Genomic DNA, 16,180 nt, shown 5'->3' with positions numbered 1-16,180 from the left:
GGAGGTGTGCTCTTTGGGTTCGTCATACAAAAGGACGTCAGATACCCCGGAGAGGATTCTGGAATTTGATTTAACTACAGAATTGAATCATGGTATGGCGGTCAGTAATCTGGCGTATGCGGTCGCAGAGGAATTGGGGCTGGAAGAACATCTGTGTTATGAACTGGCAATTGCCGGAATGCTTCATGACATCGGCAAGCTGAAACTGACATGCTATATTAACGGGCAGGAATGTAATCCTCTGGTGATTGAAGAACTGAAATATGTCCGCATGCATCCGACACTGGGGTATGAGGAACTCAAAGACCAGGGATACTCGGATTTTATTCTGGAGAGTATTCTTTATCATCACGAAAACTATGACGGGAGCGGTTATCCAGCTAACAAGGCCGGAGAGGAAATTCCTGTCGGAGCAAGAATACTCAGGGTGTGTGATGTTTTTTCCGCACTGAGCTCCAATCGTCCGTACAGAAAGGCATTTGACCGGGAAACCGCCATTGAACTGATGATTGAAGAAGTCAAGAATTTTGATATGGATGTTTTTATTGCATTTCAAAAAGTAATACACAACACATAAGGAAATACGAGGAGGAAAATATGGCACTGAAAAAGAAGCCGGTAACCGGCATGAAAGATATTTTACCAAGGGAGATGGAAATCCGTAATTATGTGATGAACATGATTCGGGAAACATATAAAACATTCGGTTTTTGTGCAATCGAGACCCCCTGCGTGGAGCATATTGAAAATCTCTGCAGCAAACAGGGCGGTGAGAATGAGAAACTGATCTTTAAAATCCTGAAACGCGGGGAAAAACTGAAACTGGACGAGGCAAAAGAAGAGGCAGATCTGGTGGATTCCGGTCTCCGTTATGACCTTACGGTTCCTCTTTCCAGATATTATTCCAATAACGCCAATGAGCTTCCGGCTCCGTTCAAAGCACTTCAGATGGGAAATGTATGGAGAGCTGACCGCCCTCAGAGAGGACGTTTCCGCCAGTTTATGCAGTGTGATATTGACATTCTTGGAGAGCCTACTTATCTTGCGGAAATCGAACTGGTACTGGCAACGACGACGCTTCTTGGAAAACTGGATTTTCATAATTTTACCATTCGTATCAATGATCGCAAGATTCTGAAGGCTATGGCACAGTACAGCGGTTTTCCGGAAGAAAGCTTTGACACTGTATTCATTATCCTTGATAAAATGGATAAAATCGGCCTGGAAGGCGTTGCAAAAGAACTGGAAGAAGAAGGATTTTCCAAAGAGAGTATCGATACGTATCTCGGCATGTTCCAGGAAATCACCTCTGATGTGGAAGGTGTCCGTTACTGCAAAGAGAAGCTGAAAGAGGTACTGGATCCAAAAGTTGCCGAAGATCTGGAAACGATCATTACAACTGTGGACGCTGTAAAGACGGCCGATTTCCGTATGTCCTTTGATCCGACTCTGGTGCGTGGAATGTCTTATTATACAGGACCGATTTTCGAGATTGCTATGGATGAGTTCGGCGGTTCTGTCGGAGGCGGCGGACGTTATGATGAAATGATCGGTAAATTTACCGGAAACAATACCAGTGCCTGCGGTTTTTCCATTGGATTTGAACGAATCGTTATGCTTCTTCTGGAGCGCGGTTATGAAGTTCCCACTGCAAACGGCAAAAAAGCATACCTGATCGAGAAGAATATGCCGGCAGATAAGCTGCGTGAGATTCTGAAACAGGCGGAAGAAGAACGCAGAAATGGAGCACAGGTCAATATTGCCATTATGAAGAAGAATAAAAAATTCCAGAAGGACCAGATGATGTCTGAAGGATATACGGAATTTGTGGAATTCTTTAAAGACCGTATGTAAGAACAGATTATAAGTAAGAAAAGCTTGAAAAAAGGAGAACAATCATGGCTGAAAGTATGAAAGGTCTGCATAGAACCTGCCGTTGTGCAGAAGTGACGAAAGAAATGATCGGCAGCGAAGTGACTTTGATGGGATGGGTGCAGAAAGCACGTGACAAAGGCGGAATCGTATTTGTGGATCTGCGTGACCGTTCCGGAATCATGCAGTTGATTTTTGAAAACGGAAGTATTGATGAAGAAGGTTTTGAAAAAGCCGGTAAGCTGAGAAGCGAATTTGTGATCGCAGTCATTGGTACTGTTGAAAAACGTGGCGGTGCTGTCAATCCTAATCTTGCAACAGGCGAGATTGAATTGCGTGTAAAATCTCTTCGTGTTCTTGCGGAATCCGAAGTTCCGCCATTCCCGATTGAGGAGAACAGCAAGACAAAAGATGAAATTCGTCTGAAATACCGTTATCTGGATCTGAGAAGACCGGATCTTCAGAGAAATATCATGCTGAAGAGCCGTGTGGCAATGCTTACAAGACAGTTTTTTGCAAATGAAGGATTTCTGGAAATTGAAACGCCGATGCTTGGCAAAAGCACTCCGGAAGGTGCCAGAGATTATCTTGTTCCTTCCCGTGTACATCCGGGATGCTTCTACGGACTTCCGCAGTCTCCGCAGCTTTACAAACAGCTTCTGATGTGCTCCGGTTATGACCGTTACATTCAGATTGCCCGCTGCTTCCGTGACGAGGATTTAAGAGCAGACCGTCAGCCGGAATTTACCCAGATCGATATGGAGCTTTCATTTGTAGATGTGGATGATGTCATTGATGTCAATGAAAGATATCTGGCATATCTGTTTAAAGAAGTACTGGACGTGGATGTACAGCTTCCTATTGAGCGTATTACCTGGCAGGAGGCTATGGACCGTTTTGGATCTGATAAGCCGGATATGCGTTTTGGAATGGAACTTCACGATGTAAGTGAAGTTGTGAAAGATTGCGAATTTGTTGTATTCAAAAATGCACTGGAAAATGGCGGAAGTGTTCGTGGTATCAATGCAGAAGGCCAGGGAGCAATGCCGCGTAAAAAAATCGACAAGCTTGTGGAATTTGCAAAGGGATATGGTGCAAAAGGTCTTGCTTATATTGCAATTGCAGAAGATGGTACAAGAAAATCTTCTTTTGCAAAATTCATGAAAGAGGAAGAGATGGATGCCCTGGTACAGGCTATGGATGGCAAGCCGGGTGACCTGCTTCTGTTTGCTGCAGATAAAAATAAACTGGTGTATGATGTTCTTGGCGCACTTCGTCTGGAACTGGCAAAACAGATGAATCTTCTTGATAAAAATGAATATCGTTTCGTATGGGTAACAGAATTCCCGCTTCTTGAGTGGAATGAGGAGGAAAATCGTTTCACAGCCATGCATCATCCATTTACGATGCTGATGGAAGAAGATCTTCCGCTCCTTGATACAGATCCTGGAAAGGTACGCGCAAAAGCATATGATATCGTTCTGAACGGTAATGAGATTGGTGGAGGTAGTGTCAGAATCCATCAGAATCATATTCAGGAGAGAATGTTTGAGGCTCTGGGCTTTACAAAAGAAGCAGCATATGAGCAGTTTGGTTTCCTTCTGAATGCGTTTAAATATGGTGTTCCGCCTCACGCAGGACTGGCTTACGGTCTGGACCGTCTGGTTATGCTCATGGCAAGGGCAGATACGATTCGTGATGTCATCGCATTCCCGAAAGTAAAAGATGCTTCCTGCCTTATGACCCAGTCACCGAGTTATGTCAGTGAAGCTCAGCTGAAAGAACTGAGCCTTGCGGTAGATGTGGAAGAAATAGCAGAAAGTGAACAGGAATAATACCGGAGAGAGATGATGGAACTTACGATACAGAATTTTTTGATTGTATGTCCGTTGGTATTTCTCGCGAGTTTTGTAGATGCTATTGCAGGCGGCGGAGGTCTGATCTCCCTGCCTGCATATTTGCTGGCAGGAGTACCGATGCATTATGCGATTGCCACGAACAAGCTTTCTTCGGCAACGGGAACTGTTTTTTCTACCGTGCGGTTATGTAAAAATAAATTTGTGGACTGGGGACTTGCTGTTCCCTGTATTTCCATGGCTTTGCTGGGATCTTATATCGGTGCGAATCTTGCGCTTCTGGCAAGTGACAGAGTGCTGAAAGTGATGCTGATTCCGGTTCTTCCGATTGTTGCTTTTTATGTTTTGAAGAAAAAAGACCTGGACAGAGACGGCGATGCGGAGATTTCCAGAAAGAAGCAGTGGCTGATCTGCGGAATATGCTCTCTTGCTGTCGGATGCTATGATGGATTTTATGGTCCTGGAACAGGGACTTTTTTGCTGCTTCTGTATACAGGAGTGGCAAAAATGCATGTAAGGGAAGCATCCGGAAATATGAAGCTTGCCAATCTTTCTTCTAATGTGTCAGCACTGGTGGTATTTCTTTTCAGCGGAAAGATTATTTTTCCGCTGGGACTTGCAGCAGCTGTTTTTTCCGTTGCCGGACATTATACAGGTGCCGGAATGGTTATGAAGAATGGAAGCAGAATTGTAAGACCGGTGATTCTGGTTGTGATCACACTTTTATTTATAAAGATTTTATTGGATTTTTAAAAAGTCCGGGATAACGGATGACGCCTGCCTGACAGCTGCAAAAGAACTGTCAGGCAGGCGTCTGTACGTAATTCCGGACTTTTGACTTATGATTGAGAGAAAAATATCGGATTTGAAATATTCCTGAGAATAATTTGAGGAACAATCTCAATGGGAACGGTTATTCTGCCGATTCACTGTCTTCTTCTACCGGAGTAGTGGCCAGTGTACCAAAAATGGCATTGCCCAGTTCCTCATTTCCATTTGCCAGCTTCCAGGAAACACCGTCATTGATAAGCTGAAAATCCGCGGATGCTGTTTTTACCGCTGTATTCTGTTCGATGTTTTCAAGAAGCAGGTCATAGGATTTCTGGTAACGCTTCTGTGGACCGTCAATCACGGCATCAGGAGAAGAGAGATATTCATCCAGTTCTTTCTGATAGCTTTCAAGAATAGCATCGCTGTCAAAGGTAGTTATTTCTGTACGGATAGATGCAGTATATCCTTCCGTGGAACAATCTTTGATCTCAAAATTAAAATTTTTATGTACCTGTTCCACAAGAGAGGAAGCGAGAGCACTTTTGGCGGAATCAGAGGTATTGATGATACTTTCTATGCCAAGATAATTGCTCATTTCTTCTGTATCCATGTTTTTGAGGGTGTTCAGATAGATGGCAAGTGTATCCTCCGGTGAGAGGGTATCACTGTCGGACAGATAGGTCATAAGACCGCCGACCAAATCATTCTCCAGGGCATGTGTCCGTTTTATTTCCCAAATATCTTCTTTATCACCGGTATTCTTCAGCTGCATGGTGCAGTTGGTCTCTACCGTATTGTATTCATGATCCTTCAGGAGTCTGTTCAGAATCAGATAACGTTCTTCCAGTGTAGGGATCGTTTCTTCAGTATTTTGGGAACCGGAGGCAGCGGCTGCCAGGATTTCCTCTTCCAGCTGGGCTTTTGCATAATCGCTGGAAAGAGTTTTTGCATCGATGGTGGTCAGACGGATGGAGGCAGTTGCAGTGGTTTTGTCTTTGCCGACGTCAATATCCATGATTTTGTAATCAAAATTATGGAAGAAGAGTGAAAATACTTCCTGTATTTCAGCAGAAAGTTCTGTTTCATCTGGGGTATCGGGAAATAGTTCTTTGTAGGAAATATACTTTTGTACCGTTTCGGAATCCAGATTTTTTAATAAATCCAGTTCACTTGTTATTACCTGTTCCACTTCTGTCTTGTTCAGGTGGGAGCAGCCCAGTCCAGTCAGGGCCAGAACGAACAGAAGAACAGGCAATATACACTTCAAGATCTTCATACGGGTCTTTTCTTCCTTTCCAATCCAAATTGTTTCTATCTATTCTAACAGATTTTGTATGAAAAGTCAAAAAAACCATAATTATGTATGGATTACCTAAAAAAAGAATGAAAATTTTGTGAAAAATGAATAGTTTCGCCCGAAGACTTTTCTTTTTACACGTTATCTGTTATCATATGTTATGATGTTACGCAGTAAAAAATCTGTTACTGTGGAGCGAACAGTAACTGTCTCTTGTGTATGAAAAAGGAACAAAAACTGCAGAAATTGGAGGAAAATATGAAGAAACGTTATTTGGCTGTCGGGCTGATCCTGATGGCAGCAGGTGCAGCCGGCGGTTTTGGATGGTATTATTTCCATGACGGTATGGATTTATCTTCCGATGAACAGGCTGTTTACGTGTCATCAGTCAGTTCCATTGTCGGAAGCGAGTCCGGAGTTACGAACAGGTATGCCGGTGTAGTGGAACCGCAGAAGACCGTGGAAGTGTCAATTGAGAGCGGACGTACCGTCAAGAGTGTGAATGTCAAGACCGGACAGGAAGTCAGTCAGGGGCAGCTTTTGTTTGAATATGATCTGAGCAGTATTCAGGATGATCTCAAACAGGCACAGCTGGATCTTGACAGACTGAAAAACGAGGCAATGAGTCTGAATGAACAGATTGCCACGCTGGAAAAAGAAAAGAAACAGGCAAGCAAGGATAATCAGCTTTCCTATACGATTGAGATTGAGACCAGCAAAATGAATCTCAAGAAAAATGAATATGATCAGGAGAGTAAGACGGCTGAGATCGAGAAGCTGCAGAATGCCACCGGAAATACGGAAGTACGCAGTGAGATTGACGGTGTGATCCAGAAAATCGATACATCCAAGATGACGACAGAAGAGGGGGATTATCTGGATGAGAGTTCTATGGATACATCGTCTTCGTCTGATGGCAGCAGTAATGCCTTTATTACGATTTTAAGTACCGGTGCTTATCGTGTCAAAGGCCAGATCAATGAATTGGAAGCGCAGTCTTTGATGGAAGGAGAACCGATGATCATACGCTCCAGAATAGATGAGGATCAGATCTGGCGCGGAACCATGGGAACCATTGACCGGGAGAATGCAGTTTCAGACAGCAGTAATTCCATGTATTATGGAATGATGGATACCGGCAGTTCCCAGACAACATCCAGTACCTATCCGTTTTATGTGGAACTGGATGCTTCAGATGGACTGATGCTTGGACAGCATGTTTACATAGAACGGGATAATGGACAGAAAGAGGAGAAGGACGGTCTCTGGCTGAGTGAGTTCTATATTGTGGACGCAGATACTCCGGATCCCTATGTATGGGCAGTCGATGATAAGAATAAACTGGAAAAGCGCAGTGTGATCCTTGGCAATTATGATGAGGGGCTTTGTGAATATGAGATTGTGGATGGAGTAACCCTGCAGGATTATCTGGCATATCCGTCCGACAGTCTGGAAGAGGGAATGAAAACCACAACCAGCGAAACCGCTCTTTTGAATTCCGAGGATATGAATTCCGAGGATATGTATTCTGAGGACATGTATTCGGAAGAGATGTATTCCGACGATTTGGAAGCAATAGATGAGTCCGAAGAGGAATATACAGAGGATTCGTACGGTCTGCCTGAAGATGGCGAAATCATCGAAGGTGACTCCGGGGAAGAAGTTCTGGATTCTGAGATGATGGAAGATGTTTTTGAAGAGGATCTGGTGCCGATTGAAGAAAATGAAGAAGAGTATTACAGTGAGGAAGAAATCACTTATGATGATGCGGAGGATTTGGAATGATTTTGGAACTGAAGGGAATTTATAAAAATTACCAGCAGGGAAAGATGACCGTTCCGGTATTGAAAAATGTTGATTTTTCAATGGAAGAGGGCGAATATGTCGCAATCATGGGTCCTTCCGGATCCGGAAAAACGACACTGATGAATATCATCGGCTGTCTCGATCAGGCTACGGAAGGAAGCTTTCTGCTGGACGGGCAGGATATTCGTTCCTGTTCGGAGAATGAAATGTCTGATATCCGGTTGCATAAGATTGGTTTTGTATTTCAGAGTTTTCATCTTCTTCCGAGACAGACGGCCCTTTCCAATGTGGAGATGCCGCTGCACTATGCAAAAGTACCCAAAAAAGAGAGAAGATCGAAAGCATTGAAGGCCCTGGACAGGGTAGGATTATCCGACAGAGTGGATTTCCACCCCAATCAGCTTTCTGGTGGACAGATGCAGAGAGTTGCCATCGCAAGAGCAATTGTGAATAGTCCGAAGCTTCTTCTTGCAGATGAGCCTACCGGTGCCCTGGACAGTAAGTCAGGCGCACAGGTAATGGAGCTTTTTAAGACATTGAATGAAGAAGGCGTGTCCGTGCTGATGATCACTCACGACCCTGAAATTGCGGCTCATGCGAAACGGGTAGTTACGATACGTGACGGAGAGCTGCGGGAGAAAGAGGTGAAGACATGAGCAGAATCAAAAAGGTCATTGCCGGAGTTGTAGTGACTGCTCTGCTTGCCGGAGCGGCTTCCGCCGGTGCAGTTTATATCAGAAAATCCAATGAAACGGAAGTTCTGGTATACGATGTGAGCAGCCTGGCCAGTGATTATTATTCGCAGGATACGTATCTGGATGGTACGGTTACGACCAGTGTTTCACAGAATGTGACGGTAGACAAGGATATGATCATTGAAGATGTTCCGGTTCAGAAAGGAGACAGTGTAAAAAAGGGTGATGTTCTTATCACATTTGATATGACACTGGTGGAAATGGAACTGAATATTGCGAAACTGAAAAAACAGCAGCAGGAGCAGAATCTGAATAAAGCGGTGAACAGACTGAACAGTCTTCAGAATGGCGGGCCTTTGGTAGAAGAAGATGACAGTGTGCCGGACAGTATTGAGAATGATACTTCCAGTCTGAACAGCACCACAATGAATGAGGAAGCTTCGGCAGCAGCGGGATCTGCTGGTGCTTATCTGGCAGCTTCATTCAGCCCTGTGCTGCTTGCAGCTGCGGTAGGAGATCTCTTTTCGGAAGGAACGGAAGAATCGGGAAATTCTGATGAGACAATGCTTTCGGAAGGCGTCGATCAGGATATGGATGTAATGACAGAGGAATCTTCCGGAGAAACACCGGTGTCAGACAGTGAATCAGGAAGTGAGTTCAGTTCGGGCGAAAATTCCGGATCCGGGGATTCTTTTATTTCCGGAGAGATCGATCCACCTTTGGCAACTCCTACACCGGTGCCTGATTTTGAAGAGGATATCGATATTTTTGACCCGTATCCGACGCAGGGAGATTCTCAGTTCCATGATGGCAATCCCGTATTTTACAGCAGGCTGGATGGAGATTCCATACCGTTTACGGGCCGGGGCAGTGAGACAGAGCCTTATGTATTCTTATGCAGCTCTGCAACCGGCAAAGTTGTACTGACAGGGGAATTTCTGAATACCATGGCAGGCTTCAGTAAAGATGGAACCAGAGTATTAAGTGAAAACGGATCCTGGTATCAGCTTGAATTTCACAATCTTGATACGATTACAAATTTTGAAGACCGTACGCAGTCCTGTACCGGATATTATCTGATTGATGGAAATCTTCTGGAAACACCTGTGAGTGATGTTGCAGAAATGGAACTTACTCTGGAGGATGCAAGTAAATATACACAGGAGGATATAGAACCGGAAATACCTGGAAGTAATTCCGGAACAGGCGGAAGTACTTCAACACTTACCAGATCGGAAGCAATCAAACAGAAGCAAAACGAGATCGCAAGTCTGAAACTGGATATCCAGGAAAGCGAGATCAATATTTCCAAACTGGAAAAAAAGGTGCAGAAGCAGGTTGTTTACAGTAAGATCGACGGTACAGTATCCTATGTCGGTGACCCGTTGACAGGAACTTCTTCCGAGAATGCCTTTCTCATCGTGCGAAGCAAGGACGGATACTATGTCAAAGGTACGGTCAGTGAGCTGATGCTGGATGAGATGAAGGACGGAACGATACTGAACTGTCAGAGTTACGAGAATGGCAGTTTTGAAGCCGAAGTTGTGGATGTTTCTGATTTTCCGGTATCTTCCGGCAGCGGGTACTATTACGGTGACGGCAATCCGAACGCATCTTATTATACCTACAGTGCCATTGTGACGGACAAAAGTATCAAGCTTTCCGATCAGGACTGGCTGACGGTAACTTTGAACAGCCAGACTTCCAGTGAAGGCAGCCTTGTACTGGACAAAGCCTTTGTATTATCTGAAGATGGAGTAAGTTATGTCTATAAAGATGATAACGGTGTTCTGAAAAAACAGGTATTAGATTCCGGCGGCAATGTGAATGGCGGATACAGTGTACTGGTAAAAGGCGGAATCACCCGGGAGGATAAGATTGCATTTCCGTATGGAAAAGACATTAAAGAAGGTGCAAAAACAAAACAGGGAACAATGGAAGATTTGTATGGATACTAAGGAGGCGGGATTACATGATTGAAAATATTCGAATTTCTTTTCAGGGCATCTGGTCTCATAAGATGCGTTCTTTCCTGACCATGCTTGGTATTATCATCGGAATTGCATCCATTATCGCGATTGTTTCTACGATTAAGGGAACCAGCGAACAGATCAAAGAAGACCTGATCGGAGCAGGAAATAATACAGTAAATATCAGCCTGTATTATGGGGATACCACTTATGACAGCGATTATGGAATGGGAGGTACCCCTCCGCTTTTGACACAGGAACAGAAGGAAGAAGTTCTGGAGATGGAACATGTGGAAAATGCCACATTTTTTTACAGCCGTTCTTATTCCAGCAATATTTATTATCAGAATACCAGTTTTCAGGGCGGCAAGGTATATGGAATTGACCTGAATTTCCTGGATACCTGTGGTTATGAACTTCAAAAAGGAAGAGAATTTATTCAGAAAGATTATGACGATTTTCATAAAGTGGTACTGATTGATTCCAATGCAGCGGAAAATCTGTTTCCCGGCGAACAGGCAGTGGGAAAAATCATAGAAATCGGATCTGAGCCGTTTACGGTGGTCGGTGTAGTTCATCAGAGTGATGATTATCTGCCGAATATTGATAATATCCAGGAGTTTTATGAGTATTACCAGACGGTTATGGGTACGGTAATGATTCCGTCCAGATGCTGGCCGATGGTATTCAAATTTGATGAACCGGAGAATGCGATTATTCGTGCGGATTCCACGGATAATATGAGTACAGCAGGCAATGCTGCGGCAAAGGTTCTGAACCAGAATATTTCCGGTCAGAATGGGGAGAGCAGTTCTACTTACGAATATCGGGCAGATGATGTGATGGAGCGTGTGAAAAACCTGCAGAAACTCAGTGAGAGTACCAATCAGCAGCTGATCTGGATCGCCAGCATTTCTCTTCTCGTCGGAGGAATTGGTGTGATGAATATTATGCTGGTTTCCGTTACGGAACGAACACGCGAGATTGGTCTGAAAAAGGCGATCGGAGCCAGAAAGAAAACAATTCTGTTTCAGTTCCTGACCGAGGCTTCTGTTTTGACGAGCATCGGCGGAATCATAGGAGTTGCATCCGGAATTGCGCTTTCCAGGGTGGTTTCGCGGTTGTCCGGATCGCCAACTGCAATCAGTGTTCCGGCAATTGTTGGATCGGTTGTATTTTCGATGCTGATCGGAGTGATTTTTGGCCTGCTTCCTTCTGTAAAAGCAGCAAACCTGAATCCGATCGATGCACTGAGAAGTGAGTGATACCGGTACAGGAAAAGCCGGATATAGAAATGTACTCAATAGATACAGGAAAGCAGTATCAAAACAAAAGAGGATTTTGCCATTACAGCAAAATCCTCTTTTGTTTTGCAATTTCCAGACATGTTCCGGAATCTGTTAAAATCCAAGTTTCTCTCCGCAGAGTACCACGGTGATTCTTCCTGGAACTCTGGAATATCTGGTGACAAGAATCTGACAGCAGATACATTCCGGACTCAGGCAGTCGCCGCATACGCCGGTTTTGGCACAGGGAGTCTGGACATTGACACGGACAGCATTAGGCGGAGAAGCAAGAGTGCGGATACGTCTGACAGCATCCTCTACGTTGTCGCACATTTTATCCATGCTTGCCAGAACGATGACATGAGCCGGTCCATGAGCGATACATGCCACGCGATTGCTGGCTCCGTCAATATTGACCAACATACCGTCTTTGGTAAAAGCGTTGGTACTGGTAAGAAAATAATCTGCACAGACGATCTTGCCGTATAAAGCCCGTGCTTCTTCCGGAGTTTTGGCAGATTTGCGGTCGATCACTTCATAATTTCCCTGATTGACAGCTTCGATCACTCCGGCTTCCATCATGGATTCTGTGCCGCCCCAGGTGACGGAAGAACCTTCCGGAATTATGGAAAGGATTTTTTCTTTTGCTTCTTCTGCTGTAGCGCAGTAACAGGCATCCATGCCGTGACGGGCAAATGCTTTTTTCAGTGTTTCGCCTGCCATGAGAAAACTCTCTGATCTGTAAGACATATGTATGATCCTCCTTTTCTGGTATTCAGACAAAATGATGGTGCAGATGTGCGGTACCTTCATTCTGCCGCTTATTTTCTGATAATTCCTGTAAAATTATATCACAGCAGATTCACATTTTCAATTGAGATACCGATGGAAATATGATACACTACATTAAGAGCGTAGAAAAAAACGCTGTATTCAGGAATTATCAGGAATCAAGGAGAAAGAGAATATGGGAAAAATTGCTATTGTTACAGACAGCAACAGCGGTATTACACAGGATCAGGGACGTGAGCTTGGAATCTTTGTTGTACCGATGCCCTTCTACATTAATGAAAAGATGTACCTGGAAGGGATTACTCTTTCACAGGAAGAATTTTATAAACGACTGACGCAGGACGAACCGATTTCTACTTCTCAGCCGAATCCGGGAGAAGTTTGCGGTTTATGGGATAATCTTCTGGAGGAATATGATGAAATCGTTCATATCCCCATGTCCAGCGGACTGAGTGCATCCTGTGAAACAGCTATGGCTCTTGCCCGTGACTACGATGGCAAAGTGCAGGTAGTCAATAATCAGAGAATTTCCGTGACACAGAGACAGTCTGTTCTGGATGCTATGGAACTGGTAAAGGCTGGCAGAAATGCTGCTGAGATCAAACAGACACTAGAAGATGAGAAATTTCAGTCCAGTATTTATATTACACTGGAAACATTGAAGTATCTGAAACGAGGCGGAAGAATCACACCTGCTGCTGCGGCTATCGGTACCGTGCTGAACCTCAAACCGGTTCTGCAGATCCAGGGTGAGAAGCTGGATTCTTATGCCAAAGTCCGCGGCAAAAAACAGGCAAAACGTGTGATGCTTAAGGCCATGCAGGAAGATATGGAGAAACGTTTTTCGGAATATTTGAAGAAAGGGGAAATGTGCCTTCAGATTGCCTATACGGGAACGAGCGAAGAAGCAGAGGAATTTAAAAAGGAAGTACAGGAAACATTTCCTGAAATTCATGAGATCCATATGGATCCGCTTTCTCTGAGTGTGGCATGTCACATTGGGGATGGTGCACTTGCCATTGCCTGTGCCAAAAAAGTAACAGTCAGTGAAAATGCGTAAATATTTGAGACAGATTGTGAGGAGTCAACAGGAATGAAGAAACTTATGGAACAAATGGCGGAAGAACTTTCTGCCGCTTTTGAAAAAGCAGGATATGATCCATCTTATGGAAAAGTGACGGTTTCCAACCGCCCGGATTTATGTGAATTCCAGTGCAACGGAGCGATGGCCGGAGCCAAGGCTTATAAAAAAGCTCCTTTTATGATCGCCGATGACGTTGTGGCAAATCTGGGAGACAGCCGTGTATTTTCCATGGCAGAGGTAGTAAAACCGGGTTTTATCAACTTAAAAGTAAAAGAAGAATTTCTTGCAGATTATCTGGAAGAGATGGCTGCAGATGAAAAGCTTTCGGTTACAACGGCAGAAACACCGAAAACCATCATCATTGATTACGGCGGACCGAATGTGGCCAAGCCGCTTCATGTAGGACATCTCCGTTCTGCGATCATTGGTGAGAGTATCAAGAGAATCGGGCGTTATGTGGGACATAAGGTGATTGGAGATGTACATCTTGGTGACTGGGGTCTGCAGATGGGACTGATCATTACAGAGCTGAAACACCGTCAGCCGGATCTGGTATACTTTGACGACAGCTTTGAGGGAGAGTATCCGTCAGAAGCTCCTTTTACCATCAGTGAACTGGAAGAAATTTATCCGTGTGCCAGCGGAAAGTCCAAGACAGATGAAGAATACCGCAATGAAGCACTGGAGGCGACCCATCTTCTGCAGCAGGGCAAACCGGGTTATATGGCTCTCTGGAATCATATTATGAATGTTTCAGTAACAGACTTAAAGAGAAACTATGATAATCTGAACGTTTCGTTTGACTTATGGAAAAAAGAGTCGGATGCACAGCCGTATATTCCGGATATGGTTGCGAAAATGAAAGAGCAGGGCTTCGCTTATGAAGACCAGGGTGCTCTTGTCGTGGATGTAAAAGAAGAGAGTGATACCAAGGAAATTCCTCCGTGTATGCTCCTGAAATCAGATGGTGCATCGCTTTATACGACGACTGACCTTGCTACGATCGTGGAACGTGTGAAATTATTTGATCCGGATGAGATTCTTTATGTGGTGGATAAGCGTCAGGAACTCCATTTCATTCAGGTGTTCCGCTGCGCACGCAAGACCAGACTTGTAAAAGATGAGACAAAGCTGTCTTTCCTGGGATTCGGAACGATGAACGGCAAAGATGGAAAGCCCTTTAAGACAAGAGAGGGCGGTGTGATGCGTCTGGAAAACCTGATAGCCGATATTGATGAGGAAATGTTCCGCAAGATTGTGGAGAACAGAAGTGTCAGGGATAAAGATGCCGATGAGACTGCAAAGATCGTTGGCCTTTCTGCAATCAAATATGGAGACCTGTCCAATCAGGCCACCAAAGATTATATTTTTGATGTTGACCGGTTCACTTCTTTTGAAGGAAATACAGGCCCGTATATCCTTTATACAATTGTCAGAATTAAATCCATTCTGAACCGGTATACAGATGAAGGCGGAGATACAGATGCAGGCAGAATTCTTCCGGCTGTCAATGACAGCGAGAAAAATCTGATGCTTCAGCTGACCGGATTTGGTGCTGTGATCGAGAATGCTTTTGAGGAAAAGGCACCGCACAAAATCTGTGCATATATTTATGAAGTATCCAATGCGTTTAACAGCTTTTATCATGAAACAAAGATTCTCAGCGAAGAGAATCAGGCACAGAAAGAATCTTTCATTCAGCTCCTGAAGCTGACAAAGAAAGTGCTGGAAACCAGTATTGATCTTCTTGGATTCTCTGCGCCGGACAGAATGTAACAGGGGTAGTCAATCATTTATCAGCAGAGCCGGAGTCATGATGAGGATTCCGGCTCTGTGATTGTGTGACAGATGCGTAAGCAGAATGAATAAGGAATATACCTGAGGTGACGAAATGAAAATCGGAATAGGAATTGATACGGGCGGCACATATACAGATGCAGTTATTTATGATTTTGAAGATAAAACCATTCTTGGCAGTGCCAAAAGTCTTACAACGAAAAATGATCTGGCAATCGGAATCATAAATGCGATTGACGGACTGCACACGGATCTGGTACAGAAGGCGGAAATCATTTCTCTCTCGACAACACTTGCTACCAATGCCTGTGTAGAAGATAAAGGAGGACAGGCAAAGCTGATTTTTATGGCGGATCCTCACAGGAGCCAGACTGGGAACTGTTTAACAGCCGGATAGACAATGGATTTGAAAATCTGGACGGGGTAGGAATTCTTGAGATAAATGCCATGAGAAATGGTGCTGTGGTCGAAAAGAAAGCAAAAGAGATTTTTCAGAAGAAATTGTTATATAAAAAATGGTTGACAGAACCGATGTATCAGTAAATAGATGCAATGGTTCTGTCGGGATAATTGTGTCAAAGTAAAATGTTTTGAAAAAAGGAATCAGGGCATAGTTTTAAGGAGTTTACTGGTCAGGGAGTGAATCATCATCAACGGATCGGAAATGAACAGCATCTCCAGGAGTTTATAAAACAACCGGTTTTTCACAAAATAATCACAGAAAAACAGAACAAAGTGTGCTATAATCAAATACATATTTCTATGAGTTGGCATTCTGTTGTATTTCAACAGCAGCTTTATTTTATCATAGGAAAGTACTTTGCATTTTCCTATGATCATTTAAATATTGAAATCTTATTCTTTTCTAAAGTGTTTTTGGTATGAAAATGATAATTTTTTGTCTAAAAATACGTATTCTTAATTTTCTATACTTCGAAAAAATCCATGTATAAC

Annotated in this window: 13 protein-coding genes; 11 read left to right on the top strand and 2 right to left on the bottom strand. The window is 43.8% G+C overall.

Annotation, left to right across the window (positions count from 1 at the left end):
• The first annotated feature begins 4 nt into the window (after positions 1–4).
• The 4 genes from ACTNEW_RS04025 to ACTNEW_RS04010 are packed head-to-tail and all read left to right on the top strand — an operon-like array spanning position 5 to position 4,481.
• The gene (locus tag ACTNEW_RS04025; protein WP_441058247.1) at positions 5–577 is read left to right on the top strand and encodes an HD-GYP domain-containing protein; all 573 of its coding nucleotides are present in this window, start codon (positions 5–7) and stop codon (positions 575–577) included.
• Positions 578–597: 20 nt separating this feature from the next.
• Positions 598–1,854, top strand: a complete 1,257-nt coding sequence (gene hisS / locus ACTNEW_RS04020; protein WP_441058245.1) for a histidine--tRNA ligase — start codon at positions 598–600, stop codon at positions 1,852–1,854.
• A 44-nt stretch (positions 1,855–1,898) separates the two neighbouring features.
• Positions 1,899–3,707: an aspartate--tRNA ligase gene (gene aspS / locus ACTNEW_RS04015; RefSeq protein WP_441058243.1), complete on the top strand. Its 1,809-nt coding sequence runs from the start codon at positions 1,899–1,901 to the stop codon at positions 3,705–3,707.
• A gap of 15 nt (positions 3,708–3,722) precedes the next feature.
• Entirely contained in the window at positions 3,723–4,481 is a 759-nt protein-coding gene (locus tag ACTNEW_RS04010; RefSeq protein WP_441058241.1) for a sulfite exporter TauE/SafE family protein, read from the top strand.
• Between the two features lie 160 nt (positions 4,482–4,641).
• Here ACTNEW_RS04010 and ACTNEW_RS04005 read toward each other — a convergent pair whose 3' ends face one another.
• Complete coding sequence (locus tag ACTNEW_RS04005) at positions 4,642–5,775, bottom strand: hypothetical protein (RefSeq protein WP_441058239.1); 1,134 nt, start codon at positions 5,773–5,775, stop codon at positions 4,642–4,644.
• Positions 5,776–6,054: 279 nt separating this feature from the next.
• Between ACTNEW_RS04005 and ACTNEW_RS04000 the strand changes: the two genes are divergently transcribed.
• The 4 genes from ACTNEW_RS04000 to ACTNEW_RS03985 are packed head-to-tail and all read left to right on the top strand — an operon-like array spanning position 6,055 to position 11,532.
• Positions 6,055–7,581 (top strand): efflux RND transporter periplasmic adaptor subunit, encoded by a 1,527-nt coding sequence (locus ACTNEW_RS04000; RefSeq protein WP_441058237.1) that lies wholly within the window; start codon positions 6,055–6,057, stop codon positions 7,579–7,581.
• A complete protein-coding gene (locus tag ACTNEW_RS03995; RefSeq protein WP_441058235.1) occupies positions 7,578–8,258 on the top strand; it encodes an ABC transporter ATP-binding protein in 681 nt (226 codons plus the stop codon). The genes ACTNEW_RS04000 and ACTNEW_RS03995 overlap by 4 nt, the downstream gene beginning before the upstream one ends.
• On the top strand, positions 8,255–10,255 hold the full coding sequence (locus ACTNEW_RS03990; protein WP_441058233.1) for a hypothetical protein: 2,001 nt from the start codon (positions 8,255–8,257) through the stop codon (positions 10,253–10,255). The genes ACTNEW_RS03995 and ACTNEW_RS03990 overlap by 4 nt, the downstream gene beginning before the upstream one ends.
• 14 nt (positions 10,256–10,269) lie before the next feature.
• A complete protein-coding gene (locus tag ACTNEW_RS03985) occupies positions 10,270–11,532 on the top strand; it encodes an ABC transporter permease (RefSeq protein ID WP_441058231.1) in 1,263 nt (420 codons plus the stop codon).
• Positions 11,533–11,667: 135 nt separating this feature from the next.
• On the opposite strand, the gene ACTNEW_RS03980 is transcribed toward ACTNEW_RS03985, so the two are convergent.
• Complete coding sequence (locus ACTNEW_RS03980; protein ID WP_441058229.1) at positions 11,668–12,303, bottom strand: lactate utilization protein; 636 nt, start codon at positions 12,301–12,303, stop codon at positions 11,668–11,670.
• A 217-nt stretch (positions 12,304–12,520) separates the two neighbouring features.
• Between ACTNEW_RS03980 and ACTNEW_RS03975 the strand changes: the two genes are divergently transcribed.
• The 3 genes from ACTNEW_RS03975 (at position 12,521) to ACTNEW_RS03965 (ending at position 15,623) form a co-directional block, all read left to right on the top strand.
• Positions 12,521–13,405, top strand: a complete 885-nt coding sequence (locus tag ACTNEW_RS03975; protein WP_441058227.1) for a DegV family protein — start codon at positions 12,521–12,523, stop codon at positions 13,403–13,405.
• Positions 13,406–13,438: 33 nt separating this feature from the next.
• On the top strand, positions 13,439–15,205 hold the full coding sequence (gene argS / locus ACTNEW_RS03970) for an arginine--tRNA ligase (RefSeq protein ID WP_441058225.1): 1,767 nt from the start codon (positions 13,439–13,441) through the stop codon (positions 15,203–15,205).
• A gap of 115 nt (positions 15,206–15,320) precedes the next feature.
• Positions 15,321–15,623, top strand: coding sequence for a hydantoinase/oxoprolinase N-terminal domain-containing protein (locus ACTNEW_RS03965; RefSeq protein WP_441058223.1), 303 nt, complete (start codon positions 15,321–15,323; stop codon positions 15,621–15,623).
• The last annotated feature ends 557 nt before the right edge of the window (positions 15,624–16,180 follow it).

The organism is Blautia sp. HCP3S3_G3, assembly GCF_052063365.1.
GTDB lineage: Bacteria > Bacillota > Clostridia > Lachnospirales > Lachnospiraceae > Blautia_A.
Note: the sequence above shows the minus strand (reverse complement) of the source record. Positions and strands in the feature narration are given on the sequence as shown.

Bases quoted from the DNA above. Each gene is read 5' to 3' on its own strand.
- ACTNEW_RS04000 (WP_441058237.1), top strand. From the start codon at position 6,055: ATGAAGAAACGTTATTTGGCTGTCGGGCTGATCCTGATGGCAGCAGGT.
- argS (WP_441058225.1), top strand. From the start codon at position 13,439: ATGAAGAAACTTATGGAACAAATGGCGGAAGAACTTTCTGCCGCTTTT.
- ACTNEW_RS03985 (WP_441058231.1), top strand. From the start codon at position 10,270: ATGATTGAAAATATTCGAATTTCTTTTCAGGGCATCTGGTCTCATAAG.
- ACTNEW_RS03965 (WP_441058223.1), top strand. From the start codon at position 15,321: ATGAAAATCGGAATAGGAATTGATACGGGCGGCACATATACAGATGCA.
- ACTNEW_RS03995 (WP_441058235.1), top strand. From the start codon at position 7,578: ATGATTTTGGAACTGAAGGGAATTTATAAAAATTACCAGCAGGGAAAG.
- ACTNEW_RS03990 (WP_441058233.1), top strand. From the start codon at position 8,255: ATGAGCAGAATCAAAAAGGTCATTGCCGGAGTTGTAGTGACTGCTCTG.
- ACTNEW_RS04010 (WP_441058241.1), top strand. From the start codon at position 3,723: ATGGAACTTACGATACAGAATTTTTTGATTGTATGTCCGTTGGTATTT.
- hisS (WP_441058245.1), top strand. From the start codon at position 598: ATGGCACTGAAAAAGAAGCCGGTAACCGGCATGAAAGATATTTTACCA.
- ACTNEW_RS03980 (WP_441058229.1), bottom strand. From the start codon at position 12,303: ATGTCTTACAGATCAGAGAGTTTTCTCATGGCAGGCGAAACACTGAAA.
- ACTNEW_RS03975 (WP_441058227.1), top strand. From the start codon at position 12,521: ATGGGAAAAATTGCTATTGTTACAGACAGCAACAGCGGTATTACACAG.
- aspS (WP_441058243.1), top strand. From the start codon at position 1,899: ATGGCTGAAAGTATGAAAGGTCTGCATAGAACCTGCCGTTGTGCAGAA.
- ACTNEW_RS04005 (WP_441058239.1), bottom strand. From the start codon at position 5,775: ATGAAGATCTTGAAGTGTATATTGCCTGTTCTTCTGTTCGTTCTGGCC.